Annotated in this window: 19 protein-coding genes and 1 pseudogene; 10 read left to right on the plus strand and 10 right to left on the minus strand. The window is 68.7% G+C overall.

Going from position 1 to position 24,558, the window contains the following annotated elements; all coding sequences use genetic code 11:
• Positions 1–155 precede the first annotated feature (155 nt).
• Both EV192_RS45150 and EV192_RS45155 read right to left on the minus strand, forming a co-directional pair.
• Positions 156–2,624: a helicase HerA domain-containing protein gene (locus EV192_RS45150; protein ID WP_165960941.1), complete on the minus strand. Its 2,469-nt coding sequence runs from the start codon at positions 2,622–2,624 to the stop codon at positions 156–158.
• 93 nt (positions 2,625–2,717) lie between these two features.
• A complete protein-coding gene (locus EV192_RS45155; protein WP_424923434.1) occupies positions 2,718–3,551 on the minus strand; it encodes a GP88 family protein in 834 nt (277 codons plus the stop codon).
• Here EV192_RS45155 and EV192_RS45160 point away from each other — a divergent pair.
• From EV192_RS45160 to EV192_RS45170, 3 genes are all read left to right on the plus strand, one after another.
• Complete coding sequence (locus EV192_RS45160; RefSeq protein ID WP_424923439.1) at positions 3,492–4,628, plus strand: tyrosine-type recombinase/integrase; 1,137 nt, start codon at positions 3,492–3,494, stop codon at positions 4,626–4,628. The genes EV192_RS45155 and EV192_RS45160 overlap by 60 nt on opposite strands.
• A gap of 626 nt (positions 4,629–5,254) precedes the next feature.
• On the plus strand, positions 5,255–7,228 hold the full coding sequence (locus tag EV192_RS56460; protein WP_243727481.1) for a tyrosine-type recombinase/integrase: 1,974 nt from the start codon (positions 5,255–5,257) through the stop codon (positions 7,226–7,228).
• Positions 7,225–7,806, plus strand: a complete 582-nt coding sequence (locus EV192_RS45170) for a DUF6262 family protein (protein ID WP_132124936.1) — start codon at positions 7,225–7,227, stop codon at positions 7,804–7,806. Before EV192_RS56460 ends, EV192_RS45170 begins: the two co-directional genes overlap by 4 nt.
• Positions 7,807–7,950: 144 nt before the next feature.
• Here the strand turns inward: EV192_RS45170 and EV192_RS57020 are convergent.
• From EV192_RS57020 to EV192_RS45200, 6 genes and pseudogenes are all read right to left on the minus strand, one after another.
• Positions 7,951–8,202: pseudogene (locus EV192_RS57020) on the minus strand (GP88 family protein); the annotation flags it as partial.
• Between the two features lie 65 nt (positions 8,203–8,267).
• Positions 8,268–10,151, minus strand: coding sequence for a VirB4 family type IV secretion system protein (locus EV192_RS45180; RefSeq protein ID WP_132124937.1), 1,884 nt, complete (start codon positions 10,149–10,151; stop codon positions 8,268–8,270).
• Entirely contained in the window at positions 10,148–11,389 is a 1,242-nt protein-coding gene (locus EV192_RS45185; RefSeq protein WP_132124938.1) for a PrgI family protein, read from the minus strand. Before EV192_RS45185 ends, EV192_RS45180 begins: the two co-directional genes overlap by 4 nt.
• Complete coding sequence (locus EV192_RS45190; protein ID WP_243727483.1) at positions 11,386–13,275, minus strand: TrbL/VirB6 family protein; 1,890 nt, start codon at positions 13,273–13,275, stop codon at positions 11,386–11,388. Before EV192_RS45190 ends, EV192_RS45185 begins: the two co-directional genes overlap by 4 nt.
• A gap of 138 nt (positions 13,276–13,413) precedes the next feature.
• Positions 13,414–13,785 (minus strand): pilin, encoded by a 372-nt coding sequence (locus EV192_RS45195; protein WP_243727484.1) that lies wholly within the window; start codon positions 13,783–13,785, stop codon positions 13,414–13,416.
• A gap of 116 nt (positions 13,786–13,901) precedes the next feature.
• Entirely contained in the window at positions 13,902–14,879 is a 978-nt protein-coding gene (locus tag EV192_RS45200) for a hypothetical protein (RefSeq protein ID WP_132124940.1), read from the minus strand.
• Positions 14,880–15,414: 535 nt separating this feature from the next.
• On the opposite strand from EV192_RS45200, the gene EV192_RS45205 reads away from it, so the two are divergent.
• From EV192_RS45205 to EV192_RS45215, 3 genes are read left to right on the plus strand one after another with little or no spacing between them, the layout of a single operon-like run.
• The gene (locus EV192_RS45205) at positions 15,415–16,401 is read left to right on the plus strand and encodes a hypothetical protein (protein WP_132124941.1); all 987 of its coding nucleotides are present in this window, start codon (positions 15,415–15,417) and stop codon (positions 16,399–16,401) included.
• Complete coding sequence (locus EV192_RS45210; RefSeq protein WP_132124942.1) at positions 16,398–17,351, plus strand: DNA methyltransferase; 954 nt, start codon at positions 16,398–16,400, stop codon at positions 17,349–17,351. The genes EV192_RS45205 and EV192_RS45210 overlap by 4 nt, the downstream gene beginning before the upstream one ends.
• Entirely contained in the window at positions 17,348–17,998 is a 651-nt protein-coding gene (locus tag EV192_RS45215; RefSeq protein WP_132124943.1) for a recombinase family protein, read from the plus strand. The genes EV192_RS45210 and EV192_RS45215 overlap by 4 nt, the downstream gene beginning before the upstream one ends.
• 74 nt (positions 17,999–18,072) lie before the next feature.
• On the opposite strand, the gene EV192_RS45220 is transcribed toward EV192_RS45215, so the two are convergent.
• Together EV192_RS45220 and EV192_RS45225 are read right to left on the minus strand one after the other, a co-directional pair.
• Positions 18,073–20,556: a tyrosine-type recombinase/integrase gene (locus tag EV192_RS45220; RefSeq protein WP_207926751.1), complete on the minus strand. Its 2,484-nt coding sequence runs from the start codon at positions 20,554–20,556 to the stop codon at positions 18,073–18,075.
• The gene (locus EV192_RS45225; RefSeq protein ID WP_243727485.1) at positions 20,546–21,685 is read right to left on the minus strand and encodes a tyrosine-type recombinase/integrase; all 1,140 of its coding nucleotides are present in this window, start codon (positions 21,683–21,685) and stop codon (positions 20,546–20,548) included. Before EV192_RS45225 ends, EV192_RS45220 begins: the two co-directional genes overlap by 11 nt.
• Before the next feature lie 310 nt (positions 21,686–21,995).
• On the opposite strand from EV192_RS45225, the gene EV192_RS45230 reads away from it, so the two are divergent.
• Genes EV192_RS45230 through EV192_RS45245 form a run of 4 tightly spaced genes read left to right on the plus strand, consistent with a single transcriptional unit; the run spans position 21,996 to position 24,021 of the window.
• A complete protein-coding gene (locus EV192_RS45230; protein WP_132124945.1) occupies positions 21,996–22,259 on the plus strand; it encodes a hypothetical protein in 264 nt (87 codons plus the stop codon).
• A 3-nt stretch (positions 22,260–22,262) separates the two neighbouring features.
• The gene (locus EV192_RS45235) at positions 22,263–22,625 is read left to right on the plus strand and encodes a hypothetical protein (RefSeq protein ID WP_132124946.1); all 363 of its coding nucleotides are present in this window, start codon (positions 22,263–22,265) and stop codon (positions 22,623–22,625) included.
• Positions 22,622–23,242 (plus strand): VUT family protein, encoded by a 621-nt coding sequence (locus EV192_RS45240; RefSeq protein WP_243727486.1) that lies wholly within the window; start codon positions 22,622–22,624, stop codon positions 23,240–23,242. The genes EV192_RS45235 and EV192_RS45240 overlap by 4 nt, the downstream gene beginning before the upstream one ends.
• Positions 23,239–24,021, plus strand: coding sequence for a deazapurine DNA modification protein DpdA family protein (locus tag EV192_RS45245; RefSeq protein WP_132124947.1), 783 nt, complete (start codon positions 23,239–23,241; stop codon positions 24,019–24,021). Before EV192_RS45240 ends, EV192_RS45245 begins: the two co-directional genes overlap by 4 nt.
• Positions 24,022–24,558: the final 537 nt, after the last annotated feature.

Raw genomic sequence — 24,558 nt, forward strand, 5'->3', positions numbered from 1 at the left:
GTCGGGCGTGGCGCGGCGATCGGGCCAAGCGCAGGCGGGGCCAGAGAATAGTCCACGGTTCGAATACCGTCCCTTCACCAGTCTGGGGGTCGGTGAGGATGCGCAGGCGGCACTGTCGGGTCCCGCATGCGTTGCGGAGGAAGGGGTTTGATGGACTAGGCGGAGCGGCGAGGGTCCGCGGGTGGCTGTTCGGGCTGGCTCGTGGTGGTGGTCGCGGGTGGGCGGGTGTTGACTCTGGCTGCTTTGCGGATGGCCTTGGCGCGGCCGGGAATCGCGGGCGGGAGCTTCTCGGTCACCGCGGTGAACGCTGGTGCTTCCTCGCCGCCCACGACGAGTCGGGCGGCGACGTGGTAGACGCCGAGGTGGGACAGGTCATGGTCGGACAGCCGCGGCATGGTGTGTCGGGCGAGCCGCTTCGCGTCCTCGGGGGAGGCGTTGAAGAAGATCTTCGACCGGGCGTTGGTGCTGATACCTTCGTCCAATTCTTTCGGCAGCTGCCCGAGGTACTGGTGCGCCAACGCCATCGAGAGCCGATAGCCACGGGCCTCGGCGAGCATGTCTTCCAAGGGGTAGGCGAGGTTCAGGAAGTTGTGGCACTCGTCCACGTACAGGGCGCAGTCGCGGCGGTGGCGCTGCGGCATGCGGGCTCTGCGGGTTGCGGCTTGCCAGGTGCGAGCGACCACGATCGAGCCGACCAGCCGCGCGGTCTCTATGCCCAGCGCGTCCCGGGCGATGCGCACCAAACAGATGCCGCCGGTGTTCAGCACGTCGTCGATGTCCACTGTGGATTCTCCGCCAGCGATGGCCGCGCGGACGAAGGGCCGTAGCAGGAAGCCGCGGAGCTTGTTCATCAGCGGCGCGATGACCTGAGCGCGGCTGGCGTCGGACAGGTCGTCGTACCAGGACCAGAAGCCTTTGAGGACGTCATCGTGGATCTGGTCGCAGGCCCGTTGCCGAAACGCCGGCACGGTCAACAGTTTGGGCAGATCGATCAGGGTCGGTGTGTCGGGCATCGCGGTCAGGGTGAGCAGGCCGGCGCGCAGGATGTCGTCGGTGCGTGGCCCCCAGGAGGAGGCGTAGATCCGCGAGAAGATCGATACGAGGTTGTCGACCGCGCGGGCCTTGTCGACGCCGTCCAGCGGGTTGAGCACGGGCGGGCGTGTGCGGGAGTCGGCGTCGAACAGCACGACTTTGGGCCCGACGTGCTCGGGCAGGCGCATGAGGATGTCGGAGACGAGGTCGCCTTTCGGGTCGATGACGACGACACCGCGGCCGGCTTGGGCGTCGGTGAGGATCATCCGGGCCATGAGTTCGGACTTGCCGGAGCCGGTGGCGCCGAGGACGTGGAGGTGGTGGCGGGCGTCGGCGACCCGGAGGCCGACCGGGCGGGCATGGCCGGAGTCCGAGAGCCCGAGGGGCTTGATCAGTTCGCCGGTGGTGGCGATGCCGGGCGGGGGCGGTACGGCTTTCGCGCCGGCCCGTTGCAGGCCGGGCGTGGCCTCGTCGATCGGCAGGTGCGCGATCGCGGCCAACTCGGGGATGGAGAGCAGATCGCCCTTGCCGAGTTGGCGGTCGGCCAGCATGGTGACCGGGTTGCGGAGCCGGACGCGTCGGTAGTGGTTGTGTTCGGAGTAGGCGGCGAACGCCGAGGCGATCGCGTGCCCGCGGCCCCGTAGCACCTCCCGCACTGCGTGGACCTCGCCCGAGGTGGTGTGCTGGGGCACGGTGGTGGCGACGGCGTAGCGGATCCGGGTCTCGAACTGGTTGGCGCGCAGCTTGTCCACCACGGCGCGGTCCTGCGCGGCGAACTCCAGGCTGGTCTGCCGATCCAGCCCGGGTGTCCGTGTGTGGGTGGACGGCGTGGGGGTCGTGCTGGGCGTGATCATGTCGAGCAGCCGGCCGGCCAGGTGGACCGAGCCGCCGGTGTGCACGCGGCGGGCGGCGCGGCGTGCTGTGGTCACCCGGTGGCCGGCGACCGGGCGGGCGAGGATCTGCACGCAGGCCCGCTCGTGCGGGCCAAGCCCGACCGGAGCGCCGAGCAGTGCCCGGATCGGGTCGGCCGGGTGCTCGGTGCGGATCGGCAGCGCCTCCGAGCGGGCCAGCCGCAGCTCACCGCCGACGGCCTCGATCCGCCGGCCCGTGGGCGCGGCGGTCGGGATCGGGGGCCGGGCGGGGGTGGTGCGGGTGTGTGCGCCGGGCCAGGCGGCTTCGATGGCGCGCTCGACCATGCCCGGCGGCACCAGGCCGGGCACCCACAGCCGGATCTGCACAGCATCACGGTCGAAGACGAACTCGAAGGCAAGATGGGGTTGTCCGCTGAAGCGACGCAACCAGCCGGGCCGCAACAGGCCGACCAGGTTGGACCATACGGTGATCCCGCCGGTCGGGTCCGCCGTGGGCGGCGCCAGCACGGTGATCAGCCGGGCGTCGGCGACCAGCCGGGCGTGGTAGCGGCGGCGCCATCGGCGGCGGGCGATCACCGCGGCGGTCACGGCGACCGTGAGCACCGGCCCGGCGATCGGACCCCAGGCCAGGGCGAGATCCCGCAGCTCGCCGAGCAGGTGTCGCACCGCGCCGAGCGGATCGCGCAAGTACTCACCCAGCGGTGAGGCGAGCACGGTCACCGGACCGCTGGCGCAGGCTGGTGTGCTGGCCAGAACATGGAGGAATCTCCCTCGGCAAGGCGGCAACGGGCTCGGGACACAGTCGGGCCTGGGTCAGGCGGCGCGTGGTTGATCGGCCGGCATCGGGGCGGGGGCGACCGCGCCAGGCTGTTCCGGCTGTGACTGAGACTGCGGACGCGGGGCGGGCAGCAGGCGCAGGTGCCGTCGGCTGCGGCGGGCGGCGCGTTCGGCGTCGACCTCGGCCTGCCATTCGGAGAACCGTCGGCCAGCCAGTCGTTTGAGGTACACGGGGATGCGGTTGGCCGGGATGCCGACCAGGCGCGGGCCGAGCACCGCGAGCAGGTCGTTGGCCTCCTGGGAGGCCCACCCGGCCGAGGCGATACTGCGCTCGTCGGGAAACACGTCAGCGACGCGATCCTTCTCGGGGTCGAGCGCGGAGTCTTGGGTGCCGCCGTAGGAGTAGACCCAGAGGAAATTCGGGGGCGGGTCGGGTTCCAGGAGACGGCGAAACCGGTCGACCTCCTTGGTGTACGCGTAGTAGTTCGTGTCCGGTCGGGCACGAAAAATACGACGCCACGCGGCGACATAGGCGTCGGAAAAGAAATCTCCGCTGTCATGGATTCTGAGCCACGCGCCGGAGAATTTCGCCGCACCCAATTCGGTAATCATTGCTGTTTCCCACCCGGGCGGATCATCCAATTTTCCGGCCTGGGTTGACCGTGTTCGGGATGTACGCCTGCGGTTGTGGCCTGCGGCGTCACGTGCATCATTACCGGCCTGCATCGTGGTGTTCGCCATGTTGCGATCGGTCGGTACGGAGGACATGTGGCACGCGGGTTGTTGCTGGGCCAGCTCAGGGTTCAGACGGTGAAGCATCGAGATGGGCGTCGTTCGTACACGATCCTGCAACCGTGCGGGTCGGTGCATGCGGCGGCGGATAGATACCTCGCCACCTACGCGGGGAGCGGTTCTGACCGGCCGTACGCGTATCTGCTCGTGGATCACCTGCGGTGGTTGGAGAGCGAGAAGCTGACGCCGGAGTCCGTGGAGTTCTCGGACCTGGAACGCTACATGGGCGCGGTTGGCGCGAAAGTGGCGATGCCCCTGGGAAACCCGTGGCGGACGGGGCAGCGCCCATACGGGAACAGTGCTTTGAGTTCTGCCGCATCTTGTCTGAAGGGGTTCTACCTCCATCAGGCCGCGGCGGGGGCCAACTCTGGGCTGGCCGAGATGTTGAACCGTCGGAGGATGCCCACCCAAGCCGACCGTGACCGTGCCCTGCTGGGGCACCTGTCTCGCGATCTTCCCGCGAATCCGTTGGCGCCGAAAAGGATCCGACGTCGTCACCCGAAGATGCTGCCGGACAATGCCCGCGCGACGTTGGGGCCAGCAATGAACTCCGCCCGGGACCGCTTGGTCGTGGACTGGTTGTCGGACGGCGGTTTGCGCATCGGCGAACTGTGTGGTCTCCATCTGGCGGACTTGCACCTGCGGGAGAACGCGGGATGCGCGGAGTGCCGTGCCCCGCACCTGCATGTGTGTCACCGGGATGGGCTGGCGAATCAGGCGAGGGCGAAGACGAAGCACGAGTGGACGTTGCAGGACGGGGTGATCCGGGGCGGGCTGATCAAACGTGTCAGCCCCGCGATGATCCATTCGTACTTCGCCTACATGATGACGGAATACCCGCGTGACGCGGCGCATGGGATGTTGCTCGTCCAGTTGCATGGCGCCGACCGAGGGTTGCCGTGGGCTCCGGAGGGCGCGCGCAAGATGATTCGGCGGGCTGGTGTCCGCGCTGGTTTGGGTGTGATTCGTCCGCATGCTTTTCGCCATTCGTTCGCGACGGCTGTTCTGGACGCGTCCGACGGGAATCTGGTGATCACCCGGGACGCGGGAGGCTGGGCGTCGACCGAGGTCGTCGACGAGATCTACGCACACGTTGACATTCACGATCCCGCCTTCGATCTGGCTCTGCGTAAGGCATGGGGTGAGCACGCGTGACGGAGTCCACTTTGCCCTTGACGGTGGTCGACGGTTCCGATCGCCGGCAGTCGCGGGATCGCCTGGAGTTGCTGACCACGCTGTTGAACGGGCCGAACGTCGAAGCGTTCTACCGCGACGACATCGTCCGCTATCCGCCCGAGCACCGGGTGTTCGCGTGGAAATGCTCGGTGGTGTCCTGTGACTCGCCTCGCACCGGCCGCAAGGACATGTGCCACCAGCACATCAAGGAGTGGGCGCAAGTCAAGGTGGGCGGCGGAAGCCGGTTCGAGTTCTCGCGGACCGCCGGCCCGTCGGTCACGATTCTCGCTGCCGAACCGACACACTGCCGTATCTGCCTGCACCGGCCGACCACCGTCCACAGCAAGGATCTGTGCGATCGGCACAACAATCGGTGGCAGATCGCGCTGCGGCGCGACGGTGTCAGGCCAGACCCCGAAGCCTGGCGGGCAGGGGAGACCTCCTTGCCGTCCTATGGCGAGTGTCGGGTGAAGGTCTGTTCGGCGTTCGCGGCCAGCGCGCTGAGGCTGTGTCCGCCGCATCGCGACGCCTACACTCGCGCTGGCAGTCCGGGAGCCGCGACTCTCCCGCCGCGCTGGGAGTACACCGAACGGTCGGGACGCACGGTGAAGGCTCTCTACGCCGACGAATCGCTGTTCCGCCGGTGGTGTTCGACCGTCGCCGCGGTGAACCGGCCAGGCCGGACCAACCTGCGTGGACTCCCGCCGCTGGTTCAAGCGGAAGTCCGTTACGGGTTGTTCGCCCACACCCAACGGGAGACACACACGATATGGGATCTGCGATGGATCCAGCTCATCGTGGACGCGGCCCGCGAAAGCGGCGCCACGTCGCTGCTGACCGATGACATCCCGGCAAGCGTCTTTGGCTGCGATAACGTGCTGCGCGAGATGCGGCGCGAGCTGCAGCTGATCTACTTCACCCCGGCCGAGACCAAGGACGCCGGCTACATCGAGACCGAACATTTCGGCGTCCGGTTCGAAAACCGGTTTAGCAACTTCGACCTGACGGCGGTTTCTCAGCGCTGGTTGCGTGACCTGCTCTGGGACTATCTCGCTCGCCTGTTCCGTTCCCCGCAAGGACCTCGCAGCAGCGGCCCGGTGGACGCCGCGCGTCGCGCGTGCGTGGAACTGAGCGCCTTCTTGGAAATCACCGCGCCCGGCGGCGGGCACGATCCTCGACAGCTGACCGAGGACGACATGCTGCGCTTCGTGGCCGACCAGGCGAAGCGAGCACGGGGGAACCTGCCATCGCTTGGGATCACGCGAGGCCGGGGCACAGAACGGGGAACCGTATCGGAAAACACCAAGCGGGTGCTGTTCAACGCATGCCGGCGAATCCTGCGCGGCGCGCTGGACAGCGGCGAGGCAGACACTTTGGGGCTGCCGCGGGAGTTCATCATCGCCATGCCGTTCGGCGGGAGTTCGTCCAAGAAGGCCCGTAACCCGTTCACCGACGAGGTCGCACGGGCCCTGGCCGACGAAGACAACCTGCAACGGCTGGCCAAGGACTACGACGAGAACGACCGCGGGATCCGCGACGCCTGGGAAACGATCATCGTCACCGGACGACGCTGCCGCGAGGTCCTGGACCTGCGGCTGGAATGCATCGGGCGCTACGGCGGCTTGGCGCTGCTCTGGCACGACCAAACCAAGGTCGGCAACTACGACGAAGCGATCCGCATTCCGGAGCGCATCTACGAGCTGCTGCAGGAACGGCAACGCAAGACCCTGGTCCTCTTCGAGGATCGCTTCGGACGGCCAGCGACGGCACAAGAACGACCAGGGCTGGCGCTGTTCCCCAGCCACATACGCAATCCGCACGCCACTCGCGCGTTCTCCTACGGCTGGTTCAACACCTGCTTCGGCAACTGGATCGACGAACTCGACCTCGGAGAGTGCGTTCCGCACCAAGCGCGACACACGGTGGCGACAAACCTGCTGCGACACGGCGCCGGGCTGCATCACATCAAGAAGTACCTGGGCCAGGTCAGTACCCGGATGGCAGAGCACTACACCAAGGTCGCGACATCCGAGATCGAGGACGTCCTGCAACACGTCTGGGTGGCCGGCCCAGGCGCATCCACGCCCGGAAAGCTGGTGGCCTCGCCGAAGGACGGGCTGAGCAAGGCGCAGGCCCAAGCACTGTCGATCGATCTCTCTCGCCGCAGCACCCCTGCCGAGGGCGGATTCTGCACGTTCCAACCGGTCGTGGACGGCGGAAGCTGCCCCTGGAACCTCAACTGCGAGGGCTGCGACAAGTTCGTCATCTCCGGCGCAGACCTGCTCTACTGGCGCCGCAAGCGCGAACAATGGCGCTCGATCGCCGAGCGAGCCCCGGACGACACCACCGCCGACTACCTGCATCAGGTCTTCGCGCCCACGTCGCGAGCCATCGACGGCCTGGAAAGCGCGCTGGCAGGCCTTGGCCTCCTCGATGACGCCCTGGCGCTGGACCTGCGGCGACCGCAGGACTACTTCCAGCGGATCTGGAACACCGCCTTCCGCGCCTCCGACCTCGCAGCAGCCGTCGCCGGCGGCGCCGACATCGAACCGACCGACGGGACGGACACCGAGCAATGACGGACTCACCTCCGGCCCCACAGACCGCGGCGGCCCTGGACGCCCGCCGCAAACGCGCCGAAGCAGGACTGCTGAGAATCGAGGAAACCCTTGACCACATGCTCCGGTCCCGGACGGCCGTCACATTCGCAGCGGTAGCTCGGCAAGCAGGCGTCTCCCGCACGTTCCTCTACGAACACACGCGGGCGCGAGCGCTGATCGACGGTGCGATAAGCAGAGCCGCCGGTCGCCGAGCCGACGATCAGCGCGATGAGCGAGACACGTTGGACGCGGCTTGGAAGGAACGGGCGCTCAACGCGGAGGACGCACTCAAGGCTGCCCACAACGAGATCCTCGCCCAGCGCAACCAAATCGGTGAACTCCTCGGCCATATCCGTGACTTGCAAACACACTGGACCGAAGAGGACCTCACCCGCGTCGTCAACGACAACAGCAGTCTGAAGAAGCAGGTTCGCTTGCTGACAAACGAGAACACAGAGCTGCAGAACAAACTCGGCGCAGCACGAGACAACGTCAGGTTCGCCGACAAGCGCATCGCCGCCCTTGAAGTCGAGTGCGCGGCGGCCGTCCTGTCCTGACTGGTGGTCAGAACCCCGCGCTCCGGCGGGGTTCTGACCACTATCGGGCCAAGCAAGCCAACCCCACGCGGAACGCGTCGCGAACATGTCCGCTATGCTGATCAGCAGGTCACAACCACCCTCGCGACCACCGCGGCCGGAAAAATCGAGTACGAACATTAGGTTCGCTTCGTGTTTCGCGGGAACTGTGGGCCAGGTGTAGGTGCCGTGCCGGGCGTAACACAGGCTGCCGCAAATACCGGCCGAGGGGCATGTCACAAATGTTCGACCGTCAGCCAGTCGCCCTGCCCACGCGGGAAGTGACCAGTTCCATGCGCCTATCTTGCGCATTTCCCTGTTCTGGGTCAACAGGCGAGTCGGACGGCGGACACCGTCTGCGGGTTGTGGTGTGGGCATGAGTAACTCCGTAAGGTTATCCGGTGAATCCGGGTGGGACGCGCCCGCGTGATGCGGTGGATGGGTTAGGGTGTGTCGAGTTCGATCGGTGCCGCATCGTCCTCGACGAGCGCGCCGTCTCCGAGTTCGACGAACGACGTGTCAATTCCCGATGGCTCGTTTGAATATTCGGCGAGTTCCGCTGGATTCGATGTGACGAGCTGATGCTCGACCGGTGAGGCAATGGACTGGAAGGCCACTCTCTGCGTGCCGGTGGACAAGAGGCCCTGGCCGCGGTCGGCGGTGAGCAGGAATTGTCGTTCGCCCATGGACAGGTCGAAGGTGCGGGTGATGTCGTCGATCGCTTGCGAGGCTTGCCGCAGCAAAATCTGGGTGGCGGCGTTGGCGACCACGGCTTTGCCGAGGTCGGAGCCGAGCACGTCGGCGGTGTCCTGGGTGGCTACCGTGAGGCCGGCCCATTGCTTCCGTGACGCTTTGGCCATGCGGAACAGGAACTCGGCGCCCGCGGGTTGTTTCATCAGGAGCCAGGCTTCGTCGACCACGACCAGGCGTGGTTTGCGGATGGCCGGGTTGGACACTTGCCGCCAGACCGTGTCGAGGGTGAGCAGGGTGCCGATGGGTTTGAGTTCGTCGGCGAGATCGCGCAGGGAGAACACGACTAGGTGGCCTTCGGGGCGGGTGGTGGTGGGGCCGGAGAACAGCCCGGAGAACGCACCGTGCAGGTAGGGGTGCAACCGGGCGGCCAGATCGACGCTCGCTGGGTCCCCGGTGTCGGCGAGTACCTCGGCGAGGTCGGCTAGCAGGGGCGCGGGGCGGGTCCAGGTCCGGGGGTCGGACGTGATGCCGGCCCGTTGGTAGGTCGCGGTGATGGCCCGGTCCAGCGCCGCGCGTTCGGTCGCGGCGAGGTCGCTGCCCAGCAGCACCGCGATGACGGTGTGCAGGAAGAGGGAGCGGCGGATCAGGGCGTCGCGGGGTGCGGTGCGGCGCCCGTCCGGGCGGGTGTGGATGGGCAGGTCCATGGGGTTGAGGCGGACGTGGTCGGCGCCGAGGTGGACGTAGGTGCCGCCGACGGCGTGGGCGAGGCGGGCGTATTCGTCTTCGGGGTCGATGACGTGGATCTCGATCCCGCGGTACAGCGACCGCAGCAGTTCCAGTTTGACCAGGTAGGACTTGCCGGCGCCGGAGCGGCCGAGGATCACCGAGTTGTGGTTGTCCAGGGCGAACCGGTCGTGGTGGACGAGCCCTTGGGAGCCGACGTTGAACCCGTAGAGCACGCCGTGTGGTGCGGAGACCGATGCTGGGTCCGGCGGTGGTAGGTCCGGGCTGGTGAACGGAAACGCCGCGGACAACGCAGACGTGTCGAAGGTGCGGCGCATGCCGAGCAGGTCCAGGCCCATGGGCAGGCTGGTGATCCAGCCTTGCAGGCTGCGGTAGGTGGTGGGTTTGGCGTCGAGCAGCAGACTGGCTGTCAGGGACCGGATGGCGGCGACCTCGTCGGCCAGGGCGTGCTCGGTGGGGGCGTGCACGGTGAGGTACAGCCCCATGCGGTACAACTTGCCCTCGCCGCGGGCGACTCGCGCGGACAGGTCGTAGGTGTCCTCGGTGGCGGCTTCGACGTGCGGGTCGATCAGCCGGCCTTTCTCGCTGATCTGCCGTCGCCCGGACTCCAGTTTGGACAGCTGTTTTTTCAGTCGGTTGGCTGCGGTGACTGGGTCGATGGGTTCGATGTGCAGGGACATATCGACCCGGCCTGGATAGGTCAGCAGGGGTTGGAGCCAGCCGGGATGTACCTCGCGGGGATAGCCGGTGATCGCGAATGAGGCGACCCATTCGCCGCCGACTTCCACCGCTCGCGGGCGAATCGAGATGGCGTCCGGGGTGAATGCCCCGGCCCGCCCGAGCGGTGGCGCGGCTGGCGTTGTGGGGTGTCGGCGCGGGGATTTCGTCATCGGCGGTACCTCCGCCCGGCGTGGTGGTCGCGGTCGTCGTCGGGGTTGTCGGCTGCGTCGTCGAAACTGTCGTCCCAGGCGTCCTCGGCCTGATCCGGACCCTGGTCGGTGGGGGCGAGGATGGAGTGGCCGAATGCGCTGGTGTCCCATTCCTGGTCGGGTGCGGTGGTGATGACCTCGTCCGCGGCGGCGAGCCCTGCGGATGGTGGGATCAGGCTGTCGGGGTTGCAGGCGGCGGCCAGCACCGCGGTGGCCTGCCCGGCGTCCAGCGGGGTGATCGTGATCCCGGACGGCGACAGCAGTTCCATCGCTTCCCCGAGTCGCCGCGCCAGCCGGGCCTCGGCAGCTCGGCGGCCGGCCTCGTCGACCAGACCGGCGTGCTTGGCGGCTTTACGTCGGGCGGTCAGCGCGGCCAGGGGTGATGCGCCGCCGAGCCCGTCGGTGGGTGTGGTGGCGTGCAGTGGTTCGCGCAGGATCAGCAGTACTTGGCGGCGGAGCAGTTCGGTGGCGCGGCGGAGTTGGTCGAGGTAGTCGGCGTGCTCCCGGGCGGCGTGTTCCAGGGCGGGGTGCGGCAGCCCGCCGGCCTGCTCGCGCAACTCGGCGATCTGCCCGGACAGGTCCAGCCGCTCGGCCCGGATGAGGACCTGCACCGGTGCGGTCAACGAATGCAGGTAGCGTCCGAACGAGGCGACCAGGCTCTCTTGTTCGGCCGGGGTGCGCAGCCCGAAGTTGATCGTCGAGCACACCGCGACCGCGGCCACGCCGTCCTTGCCGAGGTCGATCACCCCGGTGTCGGTGACGGCCTCGGCGGGCAGCCGCAGCGCCGCCGGCGACACCTGCGACACGGCGGATGTTCGGGAGGCCGTACGCCCCTTCGTCGCGGATCTCGTCGCGCCGTCGTCCAGGGTGATCTGGTAAGTCAGCCATTCTGGCGCGGGTCGGACGCCTTCCGGCGCGGCCACTCGGTGTTGCGGGCTGAGCCGCTGTCGAACTGCGGCCAGTACCAGCCGATCCAGGGACAGACCGTCGCGGTGGCCCAGGGCGAGAAACACGGCGGTCGCGCCGATCGGGATGGCGAGGATCAGGAACACCGCCAGCGGCAGGAACGCGTGGGTGAGGGTGTAGGCGCTGTAGAGCAGGATCCCGGTGACGGCGAGGATGAGCAGTTGCCGGGCGGTGAGCGGGCCGATCACGCGGTCTTCGCGGTCCACGGCGGGGATTCGCACGGGCTGGGTCATCGAGTCTCACCTCCAGCGGGTGGTGGTCGGAAGGTCGGGGCGCGGAACACGGTCGGCGGGACGGACGGGGTGCGCGGGCGGGCGTCGCCGTAGCGGGGTGGGGGATCGGCGGGCCGGAACGCGGGCGCGGACGGTGGCTGTGTGGTCGACGGTCGGACTGGTCGCGACAGGTGCTCGGGAGGCGCGGTGGCTGGGTGGAACCGCAAGTGCGGGGGCACGGACGGGACCGGGATCGGCGGCGGCACTGGGGGTACAGGTGCGGCCGACTGAAACTGCGGCACAGTCGGACGCGGCGGCGGGGCCGATGTAGACGACGGTGAGGTGGGCGGTGGTGTCGAGCTTGCGGAGCTGAACCCGGGCGCGGCGGGCTGGAACGGAGTGGCGGGCATCATGGCGGGGTTGTGGATGGGTTGTTGGGGTTGGGGTTGCAGGAACCGGGGTGCTTGGGAGGGCAGCCGGGAGCGGCGTGCGGCTCGCAGGCGTTGCGCGGCGGCGCCCTGCTGCAGCCGCTGGCCCAACGTCGTGGGGACACCGGCGGTGGCGGGCTGGCCTTGCCCAGCGCCCCCGCTACCGCTGCCGTGCTGAGCGCCGCGTCCGGTGGTGCGGGCGCGGGTGTGGCCGGTGACCATGCCGAACGTGCGGGCGATGACGTAGGCGCGCAGCAGGCCGCCGAGCAGGGACCGGCCGGAGCTGACCTTGACTGCGCGCAGTAGCCAGAACGGGATTTTGAACAGGATGAAGAACAGGGCGATGGCGGCGATCATGGTGGCGAACGCGGACCCGGTGGAGCCGAACAGGTGCACGCCGCCGGACAGGAACGTGCGCACGGCGGTGATCAGGGTGAGTGCTTGGGCGAGTTGGATGGCCACGGTCGCGCCGGTCGCTTTCCACCACCAGCGCGCCAGCGGGTCGGTGTGTGGCAGGGCGTGGCCCATCAGAAACAGTGGGCCGCTGACGATCAGGATCACTGTGACCACGAGCCGGAACGCGTACACGATCAACAGGCCCATGCCGACGATCACCAGGATCAGTCCGGTCAGGATGATGAACAGCCCGCCGGTGGCCATCCCGGCGACTGCGTCCTGCAGGGTGTGGCCGAGCGAGGGGGCATTGACGCCGTCGCCGAGCACGCCGATGGTCAGCGCGTTGGCCAACCGGATGATCTTGTCTACAAAGAACAGAGACAGCGCGGAGGCGAGGAACGCGATCGGGATGCGTGGCCCGATCTCTTTGATCGAGTATCGGGTTTGCACGCTTTCGTGGCCCATCAGCAGGATCCCGCCGATCAGGATCAACAGTCCGTAGCCGGCGACGACCAGGCCCCAGGAGTTGTTCCACAACTCGCCGATGCCGGGCAGGTCGCTGATCGTGGGGGTGGACAGCACGGTGGAGCCGAGCAGGTCCAGGATCGGCGACAGGGCGGCTTCGACCAGGCTGCGGAACATCGAGTTGATGGCCTCGGCGATGCAGGCGCCGATGTCGGTGATGCCGCAGTCGGAGCTGTCGCCGTTGCCGGCGCCGGGTTGCTGTGGGCCGCCGCTTCCGGGTGGGGGTGTAGTCGGCTGCGGGATGCAGTCCTCGCCGGTACACGGCGCCGGCGCCGTGCTCGGCGCCGTCGACCCCGAGGGTGTCGAGGTGGGTGACACTGGCGGGGTCGGGCGGGTCGGCAACGGTGTGCACAACACCGGCCGCGGCTCCGGCCCAGCACACGGGTCGGGTCGGGAGGGGAACACCGGTGTCGACGGCGCGGGTACACACGGCATTTCGGTACACGGCGCGGACGACGGCGGAGCGGATTGCGCGAAGGCGCTGACCGCCACGACCCCGAGCAGGGCCACCACGAGGCTGAGGGCCAGCAGTCGGCCCGCGCGTCGGCCCCGACGCACCACCCGGCCGTGAGCGACGACGGCGTCATCGACCGGGGACAGGAGGGTCCGCGTGGCGGCGGATGTGGGCGTGCTCGGGCCATCCGCCTGGTGGGCCGGGCGGATTGTGGGTGGTGGGGTGCTGGCGGGCGTCACGGGTCAGGCCCCGACGATGCCTTTGAGGATTTCCACGATCAGTGGGGCGAGCGCGGCCAGGCCGTAGCCCCAGCCGGCGGACTTGAACGCGGTCTTGGCTTTCTCGATCTCGCCCGGGTCGCCGCTGCCCATCACGTACCGCACGCCACCGATGGACAGGAACACGGTCGCGAGGCCGGCGAGGATGCCCATGATCCAGTTGCGGACGTTGTTGAGCACGTCGGTCACCCCGGCCGCGAGCGCGACCACCACCGTGTCCGCATGTGCCGGGACGGCCGTCAGGACGAGCGCGAGGACGGCGGCGGTGAGGATCCACAGCGGACGGCGCGGCGGTCGTGCGGCGCGGCGGCGGATCGGGGAGTAGTGGGCAGACATCGGAGCACTATTCGCGTGTGGCGCTGCAGTGAGCGTCGCCCGACCTGGCGTGGCCGGCCGGGACGGCTCGCTCGGAATGCGGCGCGGCCGGTCGAGCGCGGGGCGAGGATGGTAGGTCAGGCGCATGCGGGCACCTCGTCGGAGAGTCGGGCGGAACGCGGGTTGCTCCCGCAGCCCTGAACTCCGGATTTCGGGCCGGTTTTGGACATGCCGACTCGAACTTTTTCGCTGTGCGCGTCCGGCCGAGCGTCTACAGAGGGTGACAGTCCTGGGGTGACGTGCGTGGGCGCGGTGGGGTGGGTCAGCGCAAGGGAGGTGAAGACCTGGGCGGTCACCGGGTCGGTGTCGTCCTGGTCGACAGCGGCGTCCCGCAGGTAGCGCAGCAGCCTGGCTTCGGCCCGTTCCCGCATCTTGTACGCCGCCCAGACGGTCATGTTCCGGGCGGCGGCCCAGTCCGCCAGGGACAGCGACTCCAGCCGCGTGATGCCGATCAGATCCGCCTGGGTCCGGGTCAGGACTCCGTCGGCGACCGCACGGGCCAGCACCAGATCCGGGTGTCCCCACGGCGGGTGCGGCGGGGCCGACCGGTAGCCCAGTGCGACCGGGATTGGACCGCCGAGTGCCTCGGCGAGCGCGGCGTACCCGGACCGGTAGGCCGTCCACCGCAGCCGCACCATGATCCGCGGGCGACGCAGATCGACGGTCGCCACTGCGGTCAGGAAGCCGCGCAGCACCTCGGCGTGCACGTCGCCCGGATCTCCGGCGAACCGCTTCGACAAGCGGGCTGCTGCGGTGGTCAAGGCGGGTAGCGCGACCCCGACCGCGGCGAGGGTCCAGGTGGGGCTGTCGGTGCGGGCGCGCAGCACCAGATGCGCCCAGACCGCGTCCCGGGTGGCCTGCGGACACTGCCGCGCCAACAGTCGGTCGCGCACCTCGTCCAGCGGGAGGCGCCGGTCGGGCAATCCGGGGTACAGGCGGCCGTTCAGCGATACCGGATCGGGCCCGGTCACCAGCAAGGAAAACGTGTCCCGTGCGATATCCAGCGCGTTCGGGACTGTGTCGCGCTCGCGACGGAAAACGGGCTGCGCTGCCATGGTTGTGTCTCCCACGGTGTCGATGTGAACAACAACGACGCCAGGAAACACGGGTGGATACCAGAGAAATACCAGAGAAATACCACGGAGCTACTAGAACGAGGCTCTAGGTCTACTATTTTTCTACTATTTCGCCTCGCGAGCCACTCTGTTCAAGATCCACTTCGTGGGTCCGGGAGTGATCGAGTCTAGTAGCCGGTGAGCTGGGATTCTAGTAGCGCTCTGGTATCCGCAGAGCCGCTGGCACGGCGTCACCCGACGGCAACCTCAAGATCAACCTCGGAATTCGTGAAAAGATCTTGAGCGAGACTCGATGCAGTCTCCCTGGACACACCGGGAACGCCCAGTTGGTCGCGTGTCCCGAACTGTCGTCGACGACCCCGTAGTCGGAATCGATCGACCTGCGTATCGCCGCCACCCGCCGGAAGCCTGCAACAAAATGTTCCGCTGGGTGTGTCCAAAACGGGGCCTAAAACAGGTGTTTAGAGGGTGACAGAACGAACACAGCATCCTTTTCCGTTGGAGGACACCCGCGATGACCCCAGCACACGACACCGACGTCCCTGACGACACGCCACAGCGCCGCCAGCCCACCCCGTCCCCGGCCCCGATCCCGCTGCGGCGCATCGCCCGCACCGCCCGCCGCCGGGCCTCACGCCGGACGGAGCGTGATCCGCGCCCAGCCCGCCCGAGCACCGTCTGGCCCTGCGCCAACGACGACCCCCGCGAGGGCACCGGCGTGCTCGCCAGCTGGCTGCTCACCGCCGTCATCAAGATCGTCACCACCTACACCCAACCCGGCCACCGCGTCCTGCTCCTCGACGCCACTCCACTACTCGCTCGACCCACCACGGGGCCGGTCGACCCAGTCGGCAACCAGTCCCGGCACGGCCCGTACGCCGGACTGTTGGAAGCCGCCTGGACCGTGGTCCGACTCGGCCGCGGTATCGACACCCACACCATCCCCACCCGCCAGCACCCACCCAACACCTGCCCCGGCGGCGCGTGGGCTGAGTCGGAGTCCGGACCCGGATCACGCACCGTCAGTCCGACCGTCGACCACCACACCGGGTCGTCGCCGGCACCCTCGCCCGGTCCGGACCCGGCCGCGACCCACCACCGTCCGGACCAGTTCGAGATGATCATCACCGCGGCCGAACCCGACACCGTCGAACGACTGCACCTGACCGACTGGGCCGGGCTGCTCACCCCGACCGGCACCCTCACGGTCATCACGCACAGTCACCATGCTGGTGGTCGGCTTACCGACCCCGCCGCAGCGTTGGTGCGCGTCGCGCACGATGCCGGACTGCGCTACCACGACCGCATCGCCCTGCTGCACGTGCCCGTCCGCGACGGTGCGCTCGTCCCCACGGACCCGGCCACGTGTGATCGCTCCCCGAGCCCCCCGAGATCATCGAGCACGCCGGTGCGGCACACCTACGTGCACAAGGACCTCTTCGTGTTCTCCCGCCAGCCCGCCCGCCACCACAGCGCCGGCACCAGGGGAGACCTCCGATGACTGACCGTCCTGTGTCGTCCTGGCCACTCCCCCAACCAGTGGGGGAGGAGCCGCCCGATCCCCGGTTGTCGGTGTGGCCGACCGGGCAACGCGACCCCGCGGCCCAGTTGCGCGACAGCGGCTGCGTCGCCGCGACCAGCACCGACACCGACCGCATCCCACCCGCCGTCGCCGCGCACGCGATCACTACCTACACCCGCCCCGGCGACCTCGTCCTGGACCCCGACTGCGGCACTGGCACCGTCCTTTCCGCCGCACTGCGCGCCGGCCGGCGCGCGGTCGGACTGACCGCGCGCCGCCGGTGGTGGACCATCGCCCGCGCCAATATCACCGCCGCCAAGGCCCACGGCGCCTGGCCCGACGGGTCCGTGCTCGACGCCCACCCGAAGACCTTGGCGACCATCCGCGCCGCCGGCCTCGTCGGGCGGGTCGCGCTCGTCCTGACCACCCTGCGCACCCCGACCGACACCACCACGCGGCACCGCGTACCGGGTCCGGACCGTGACCCTGATCCTGACCGGACGGTCAGCCAGTTCGCCGCGACGCTCGCTCATTGCGAGCCGCTGCTGCGCTCCGGCGGGCACCTGGTCGTCGTCGCCCGCCCGCGCCGCCACAGAGACGGGTCGCTGGTCGACCTGACCACTCCGCTGATCGCCGCCGGGACCGCCGCCGGCTTGGCCCCGGTCGACCGGGGCCTCGCCCTGACCGCCCACCTCCGCGGCCGTCGGCTGATCACTCGCGCGACGCTCGCCGAACGCCGTGCCGCCGCCCGCGCTCGCGCCGCCGGGACACCGATCGCGCTCGCCGCGCACCACGAGGTGCTTGTGTTCCAACTCGTCCACGACGCCGAACTCGCCAGCGCAGCGGGCGGCATCCCGTGGCCTGCCGAGCGCGCGCTCCGCTCTGGCCTCAACGGCAGCGGCCACCCGGGGGCGAGGCGAGCAGCATGACCACCCGCCTGCACTGCCGCGCCTGCGGCTGGCACCCGACGTTCCGCCGCAAGCGCACCGCGCTGCGTGCCGCCGCCCGTCACCACTGCACCGGCACCCCACTGGCCGAGACCACTCCCCGCTGGTGGACCCGACTGTGGACAACCCTGTGGACACGTCCCCGCGACACCGCGCCGACCACCACCGGCGGCCACCCCATGGTGGACAACGCACATCGCGACACCGACCTCGGCGCCGCACGCGGCGTCGAATTGGCTGGCGCGCGCGGCACCCGGATTCGGTGGGCGGTGCTGGCCGCCCACCATGCCGAGACCACACGACGGTCGCGCCACGCCATGATCGACATCGTTCGCGCCGGCTACCAGATCGGACCACCACCGTACGGCTACCGCGCCCTGCGCATCCGCGTCACCCACCCGACCGGACACAGCACACTCCGGACCGTTCTCGTCCCGCACTGGCAGACCGCCGCCGTCGTCACCCGCATCTTTACCTGGCGCGCCGACGACCACCTGACGTTCACCGCGATCGCCCGCCGGCTCAACAACGACCCGCGCCTCTACCCACCCCGAGGCCCGACTGGGCGGTGGACCGCCACGGCCGTCCGGCGCGTGATCACCTTCTCTGCACTACAGGGGACGGCGTGATGGCCCTCGTGTTGTTCCCTGCTCGTGGCTGGTGCCGCAGGGATTCCTCAGGTCACGTGTCAGTGAGCTTGCGCTCACTGGTTGGGACGGCGTGTGGGCATGCCGAGGTTGACTTCGGTGGGGGTGCCGAGCCGGGTGTCGCGTTGGGTGCGGGTTCGCTTGCTGCGGAGGAAGGTCAGCGTCAGGTCGAGACCTTCGATCTCGCCGCGCCAGTCTTCGGCGACGGCTCGGCGGCGTCGGGCGAGCAGATCCTGCTCCAGTTCGTCGAGTCGGGGCAGCATCTTGGGGTTGATCGAGAGCATGGGGCAACGGATGCAGGCGTGTTCGTGGGCGCAGCCGGTTCCGTAGGGCCGTCCGCAGGATCCGAGCTCGACACGGCGTTTGTCGAAGTGTTCCTCGAAATCGCGCCACTCTTCGGCGGTGGGGGCGTTGTATTCGTCGCCGGGTCGTTGTGCCCGTCGCCGGTCCAGGAATTGTTGGTAGTGAGCGATGACGTTCTCGTCGAAGACGGCGACGTAGCCGCAGGTGGTTTGCGTGTTGAGGTGACCGAGCAGTGCGGCTCCGATGTGGATCGGCAGGCCGTTGTTGACCAGTTCGGTGGCGAACAGGCGGCGGAAGTCGTGTGGGGCGAAGGTGATGCCGGCGAATTCCGGATGTGTCTGGGCCAAGGCTTTGGTGGCTTTCCGGATGTAGCCCGCGATCGCTTCCATGGACAGGGCTCGACGGCAGGAGTTGCGCAGGCTCTGGAACAAGTAGGGCAGCGGCGGGCTCCAGATTTTCTCGTGGGTGTCGTAGCGCATCGCGACTGGGACGGTGCCGTGGTCGCGGGTGTGTCGGCGGATGATCTGCGCGAGGACGTGGAACAGTTCCGCGGACATCGGGATCACACGTTCCCGGTCGCTTTTGGACGGTGTGACGACCAACAGCGCGACGACTTCACCGTTGGGGCGCTGGTAGTTGCGCACGGACAAGTGGGTCAGCTCGGTCAGCTCCTCGACACGCAGTCCCGCCAACCGCAGGGTTTCGACGATGGCCCACTGCCAGAACGCTTGATCCTCCTCATGGGAGAGGCGGATCAGTTCGCCGGTGTCGCGGTTGAGGGCTCGGATCGGGGCGTGTTCGGGATTGATCCATTCACGACGGTCGCGGTCGCTGGCGGTGCGCTGGTAGGTGATGCCCGTGACGGTGAACTGCTCGCCGATGTCGACGGCGCGGGTTGCGTCCAGCAGTGTGCGCATGTTGTTCCAGTGGTCGTTGACGTGGCCGGACAGGATCGGCAGCAGCGGCTGGCGTTCGCGGGTGCGGTGGGCCATCCGTTCCTGCAGCCGCCGGCGCCGAACGGGGAGCTTGCGCAGGTCAGCGTCGCGGATGGGGCACGGTGCCACCCAGCGTGCCCACCGTTCTGGTTCGGCCGCCGCCCAGGTGTGCAGGTCCAGATACAACGATCGGATAGCCACCATCGGTCCGTCCACGTTCAGCCGGGGCTGGCCGCCCGGCAGGGTCCGCAGCCACTGTTTCCAGGTAGTGATGGTGTTCTCGTCCAGCCGCAGGTCGGCCTGGCTGGGATTGATCGTCTCGATCTGCTTCCAGAACGTGAGGGCCAGATATCGCGCGAGGTGCTCGGTGGCGGCGTAGTCCAATTCGGTGGCGCGGCGGGTGAGGTAGTCGACGAGCAGATCGCGCACCTCGGTGTTGCGCAGCCCGTGCCGGTCCACCAGTTCACTGATGCTGCGTTGGCCTTTGGTCACCGCGACCCGCAGGGTGCGGGGAGCCGACGCGGGGAACTGCCCCATGTCATAGAGCACCGGCCACGCCTGCGTGCCGGCGAAGGACCCGTCGCCGGGGCGTGTCCCACGCGTCAGCCCATACTTGCGGCACTCGGTGGCGTAGTGCAGCAACGCTTCCGGTGTCAGGTCAGCCAACTCGATGCCGAAGACGGTCAGCGCGCAGCACACGTCGAACACCGCGTCGTAGTGTCGTTCCCGGCTGACGGGCAGCGCCTCGACCCGCGAGCAGAAATCCTCCAGCAACGGATCTCGCGCGACCGTGCGAAACCACCGGGGATAGCAGGAGAACAGGTAAGACCGGAACGCACGCAGGCTCGGCTGCACCAGCCGCGCCGCGAACGCATGCCCAGCCGCGGCGTTGAGCCGACGACGCAGCGTCGGACTCACCATCGTCGCCTGCGCGGTCACGGTGGCACCCGGCTCATTCAGACCTGCGGCTTCCCAACGCTGCTGCCAGGTCTGGCCCGGGTAGCGCTCCAGGTGGGCCAGCAAACCGCGTATGCCCCAACGGTTGTGGTTGCGGGTGTCCCGCGCGCCACCGAGGGCCTCAGTGACCAGCGACGCGACCTCTTTCGCGCTCGCGGTGGCCAACTCGCCCAACGGCGCGGGTGGCTTGACCGGCCGGGGCGGTGGCGCCGGGACAAGCGCCGTCGGGGCGAACCTGTCGTCGTTCGCGTAGACGAACTCGTGCCGACGGACCCGGCCCGTCGCCACCAACCCCACGGCCGCCTCGGCCTCGACGCCGGGGGTGGTCTCGGTGTCACTGGGCACCGAACACCGCCTCGACATCAGCGGGGTCATAGCCGGGGTTCCACCGCGTCGTCGGGCGGGGCCGCTGGTAGTGCTCGGCCAGCTTGTCCACCAGATCCTCGATACCGACCACGGTGTAGAGGGCGGTGGTCGTGATATGCGCGTGCCGCAAGATCGTCTGCACCTCGACCAGCGTCAACTCCGGGTCACGAGCCAGCCGGGTCGCGGCCGTGTGCCGCAGATCATGCAGCGTCCAGTTCGCCCCCAGCGCGTCGCTGGCCCGCTGGAGGACCCGCCGCGCCGCCCAATACGTCAACGGCCGAACCACACCCCGGCGTGTTCGCCACACCGGCCCGTTGTCCTGCGGCAGCCTGGCCTCCTCCAGATAGGCGGCCAGGTATGCCAACGCCTCCGGCGACACCGGAACCTGTTGACGGACCCGGCTTCCCTTGGAAACCACCCACAACCGGCCCCCGGACCAGTCCACATCGCCCAGCCTGACTCCCAACAGCTCCGACGCTCGCGCGCCGGAGGAGACGTAACACGCCAGCAACGCCCGATCCCGCGTGCAGCCCATCCGCGCGAACAACGCATCCCACTGCGCATCAGGGATCGCCCGCGGACGGCGAACCGGCACCCTCGGCCGCAGCCGAGCACGCCGAAACCGCGGCATGGCCTCGATCGGCGAGCGGTGCGCCAACGCGGCACGACGAGCGGTGTTCTCCGGCACCGGATTGACCACCGGACCACGCCCGAAATGCCCGTGGAACTCATAAAACCCACGAACAGCGGTCAGATTATGGGCGATCGTCGCCGGAGCGTACCCAGCAGCCGGTACCTGCTTGCCCGTCACCGGATTCACCGACCCCGGCGGATGACCACCCTCCTTGCTCCGACGGCGTTGCGGATTACGCGCCGACCGCAGCCAACCCACCAGCGCCGCCGTCTCCGCCTCGGTGGCCCGCTCCCAGCCGACGTCCACCGCCCACAGCACCCGAAACCAGCGCAACAGGTCGTAGGCGTAGCTACGGCACGTCAACGCGCTGGCATCACCGAGCATCAAATCCCGCAGATAGTTGCCGACCGGCTCGACCTCACGTCCCGCGCCGTCGCGCACCAACCAGGGAAACAGCTCACCAGGGCCAGCCACTACCGCCCCCAACACAGGCAGACCAACCCGTCCTTCCATCAACTCTCGATGCACCGGGGAGAACCCATGACCAAAATCCATCCCCCGACATCGAGCAACCCCAACCGCAGCTTGAGTCCCTCATCCAGTTGGTGCAGTCAACGGAGCAACATCAAATACACCGGGCGGCAAGCCTGGGCCCGCACCAGCGCCGGCCGCCCCACCCCAGTCGAACACTGGATCACCTCCGCCCCCCGCGCCCACGAACCACTGATCGACGAACGCACCTTCCGCCGCGCCCAACCGAGCCGTTCGTCCCAGGGAGGCGACCATGCCCTCCCCACATGACTGCTCGCCGCCCCAGCACGACGACCGGGTGGCCTGTGGCTCCCTGTGTACCGGGCACCGGGATGTGGATCTCGCGTCCCACACGGCGCGGACGGCCATACGGCTCCAGGTAACGGCGGATGCCGTTGGCTGGGTGGGGGGACGTCGGATCGTCGTCGTGCCTGACGGCAGGCGCGAGCCGGGTGCGGTGTCGCCGCACATGGTCATCCCGACATCTCGCAACGCTCTCGACATCCCGGCGGAGTAGGCGATGTGGTCGATACACCTCGCCTCGGAGCCTGGCGGGTGGGAGAGCACCTTCGTCCATGACTTCCTGCCCACCGTCGCCGTGGCCACCGGGCTGCTGGCGGTGATCTGGCTGGCTTGCGTGATCATCACTATCGCCGGCATCTACCTCGCCGGGCTCGTCGTCCTCGGTGTACGTGCACTGATCCGTACAGCCCACCGCTGGATCCGAGGCGGACGGACCACCGAATACGCCCGGCTCGTCACTGTCGACGCCGACGGCGTCACCGCTACGCCGATCACCCCACGCCGCGCCCGCCGCCTGCACGAACCGTCACCAACGCCCCACCACATCCCGCCGGGAAGCCCGGGATGGGACGAGCCATGAGCCCCACACACATCGCGCCATCGCGCCGAGCGGACGACATGCAGACATGCACCCGCGACTGCGCCAGTGGGGCTGGGCGCCGCCGCGTCAACCCGGCGGCTCCCTACGGGCTGGCCGTGACCGTTGCGGTGCTCGCCGCCTATGTCGGCACCCTCGTTGCCGCGAACTGGGCCTCCACGCACTGCGACCCGCTCCAGGTCGGGGCGATCGCGGTCCCCGCCGGTACGCTCTGGGCTGGGATGACCTTTACCCTGCGCGACGGGCTGCACGAGGCAGTCGGCGGACGTGGCGTGCTCGGCGCCATCGCGGCGGGCGCGGCGCTGTCCTGGCTGCTGGCCTCGCCCCAGATCGCCCTCGCCAGCGTGCTCGCCTTCACCACCTCCGAACTCGCCGGCACGATCGTCTACCGCCGGCTGCGCAACTGGTCGGTGTTGGGCGCAGTAACAGGTTCGAACACTGTCGGGTTCGGGATCGACAGCGTGCTGTTCGTGCCGCTGGCCTTCGGCTCCTTCACTCTCCTGCCCGGCCAGATCCTCGGCAAAGCCCTCGCCACCGGGCTCACCGTGGCCGTGCTGATCGTGGTGAGGGCATCCCAGCGGCGGGAGGTGCGCCGATGAAGTTCTACCTCGGCACCCACCAGCCCGCCTGGCTGGCCCGCGACCTCGGTGTCCCGCTGTTGGTTTCCCACCAAAGGTTGGCCAACCGGCGCAGCCTGCCACGCGCGACCGGGCCGTGGGCGTGCGACGCTGGGGGCTTCACCGAACTGTCCCTACACGGTCGGTGGCGCACCGACGAGCGCAGCTACATCGCCGCGCTTCGTCGCTACACCACCGAGATCGGTCAACTCGACTGGGCGGCGCCGATGGACCACATGGTCGAAAGTCACGTGTTGGCCCGCACCGGGGCAACTGTGCGCGTGCACCAACACCGCACGGTGGCCAACTACCTGCGGCTGCGCGAGCTCGCATCGGAGTTGCCGATCATCCCGGTCCTGCAAGGACAGTCGGTTGTGGACTTTCACCGCTGCGCAGACCTGTATGAGAAGCAGGGGGTGGCGCTGGTTGGGTTGCCGCTGGTGGGGGTGGGCAGTGTGTGTCGCCGTCAGCATACGGCCGAGGTCGAGCAGATCTTACGGTCCCTTGCGGCGCGTGGCTTTCGGTTGCATGCGTTCGGGGTGAAGGTGCTCGGCTTGGCACGGTCGGCCGACGTGCTTGCCAGTAGTGATTCCGCCGCGTGGAGTCGGCGCGGTCGCTACCTGCCCGGCTGCACACCCGGCCACCGCACGGAAGCCAACTGTCTGGCCTTCGCCCTGCGGTGGCGTACCGGCATGCTGGATCGGCTTGCCCGTGACCAGGTCGGTCCGGCTGCCACGGTGTCACCAGGGATGGCCGCATGAACGACCCCCTCCCGGCCCGCAGAAGCCGGGGATCGTCCCGGCCGATGGCCGGGCGACCAGGTCACTCGTGGCGTAACCCGGACCTGCACGATCGACCCATCGAGCGCCAGTTCCACATGCGTGCCCGCGCGCCGTGGCTCGTTGCCCTGCGACGTTGCCTCTCACGGTGGTCGACTGTCGCCAGCTCCGAACGGCTAGCGAGGAGCGAAAGGACATGACACAGCCAGCACACAGATCGACGCGCTCGTTGGTGGCCACGAACGCGGATCCGCGAGACGGCTCGGCAAGTACGCGTTGCTGCACTTGAGTATCACCCAGCGCGTCCTGGGCCCCGTCCGTGTGCCTCCTTGAGCGCGCCTGCACGGGCCTGAACGCCCGGCAACGGTCGTTAACCATGCGATGTGAACAAGATTCTTGGCTGGGCGTGTCCAAAAAGCGGTCGGAATCTGGAGTTAAGGGTGTCAGCACGTTCCTCAACGGGAGGTACCCCATGCCAACGATCCCGGCGATCGACGCCAGCCCCACACCCACCGCAGC

It is taken from the genome of Actinocrispum wychmicini (assembly GCF_004345645.1).
Lineage (GTDB): Bacteria > Actinomycetota > Actinomycetes > Mycobacteriales > Pseudonocardiaceae > Kibdelosporangium > Kibdelosporangium wychmicini.

What these genes read in the sequence shown, in the direction of transcription:
- EV192_RS45155 (WP_424923434.1), bottom strand. Translation starts at nt 3,551, where the DNA reads ATGCACCGACCCGCACGGTTGCAGGATCGTGTACGAACGACGCCCATC.
- EV192_RS45170 (WP_132124936.1), top strand. Translation starts at nt 7,225, where the DNA reads ATGACGGACTCACCTCCGGCCCCACAGACCGCGGCGGCCCTGGACGCC.
- EV192_RS45180 (WP_132124937.1), bottom strand. Translation starts at nt 10,151, where the DNA reads ATGACGAAATCCCCGCGCCGACACCCCACAACGCCAGCCGCGCCACCG.
- EV192_RS45185 (WP_132124938.1), bottom strand. Translation starts at nt 11,389, where the DNA reads ATGACCCAGCCCGTGCGAATCCCCGCCGTGGACCGCGAAGACCGCGTG.
- EV192_RS45195 (WP_243727484.1), bottom strand. Translation starts at nt 13,785, where the DNA reads ATGTCTGCCCACTACTCCCCGATCCGCCGCCGCGCCGCACGACCGCCG.
- EV192_RS45200 (WP_132124940.1), bottom strand. Translation starts at nt 14,879, where the DNA reads ATGGCAGCGCAGCCCGTTTTCCGTCGCGAGCGCGACACAGTCCCGAAC.
- EV192_RS45205 (WP_132124941.1), top strand. Translation starts at nt 15,415, where the DNA reads ATGACCCCAGCACACGACACCGACGTCCCTGACGACACGCCACAGCGC.
- EV192_RS45210 (WP_132124942.1), top strand. Translation starts at nt 16,398, where the DNA reads ATGACTGACCGTCCTGTGTCGTCCTGGCCACTCCCCCAACCAGTGGGG.
- EV192_RS45215 (WP_132124943.1), top strand. Translation starts at nt 17,348, where the DNA reads ATGACCACCCGCCTGCACTGCCGCGCCTGCGGCTGGCACCCGACGTTC.
- EV192_RS45230 (WP_132124945.1), top strand. Translation starts at nt 21,996, where the DNA reads ATGCCCTCCCCACATGACTGCTCGCCGCCCCAGCACGACGACCGGGTG.
- EV192_RS45235 (WP_132124946.1), top strand. Translation starts at nt 22,263, where the DNA reads ATGTGGTCGATACACCTCGCCTCGGAGCCTGGCGGGTGGGAGAGCACC.
- EV192_RS45240 (WP_243727486.1), top strand. Translation starts at nt 22,622, where the DNA reads ATGAGCCCCACACACATCGCGCCATCGCGCCGAGCGGACGACATGCAG.
- EV192_RS45245 (WP_132124947.1), top strand. Translation starts at nt 23,239, where the DNA reads ATGAAGTTCTACCTCGGCACCCACCAGCCCGCCTGGCTGGCCCGCGAC.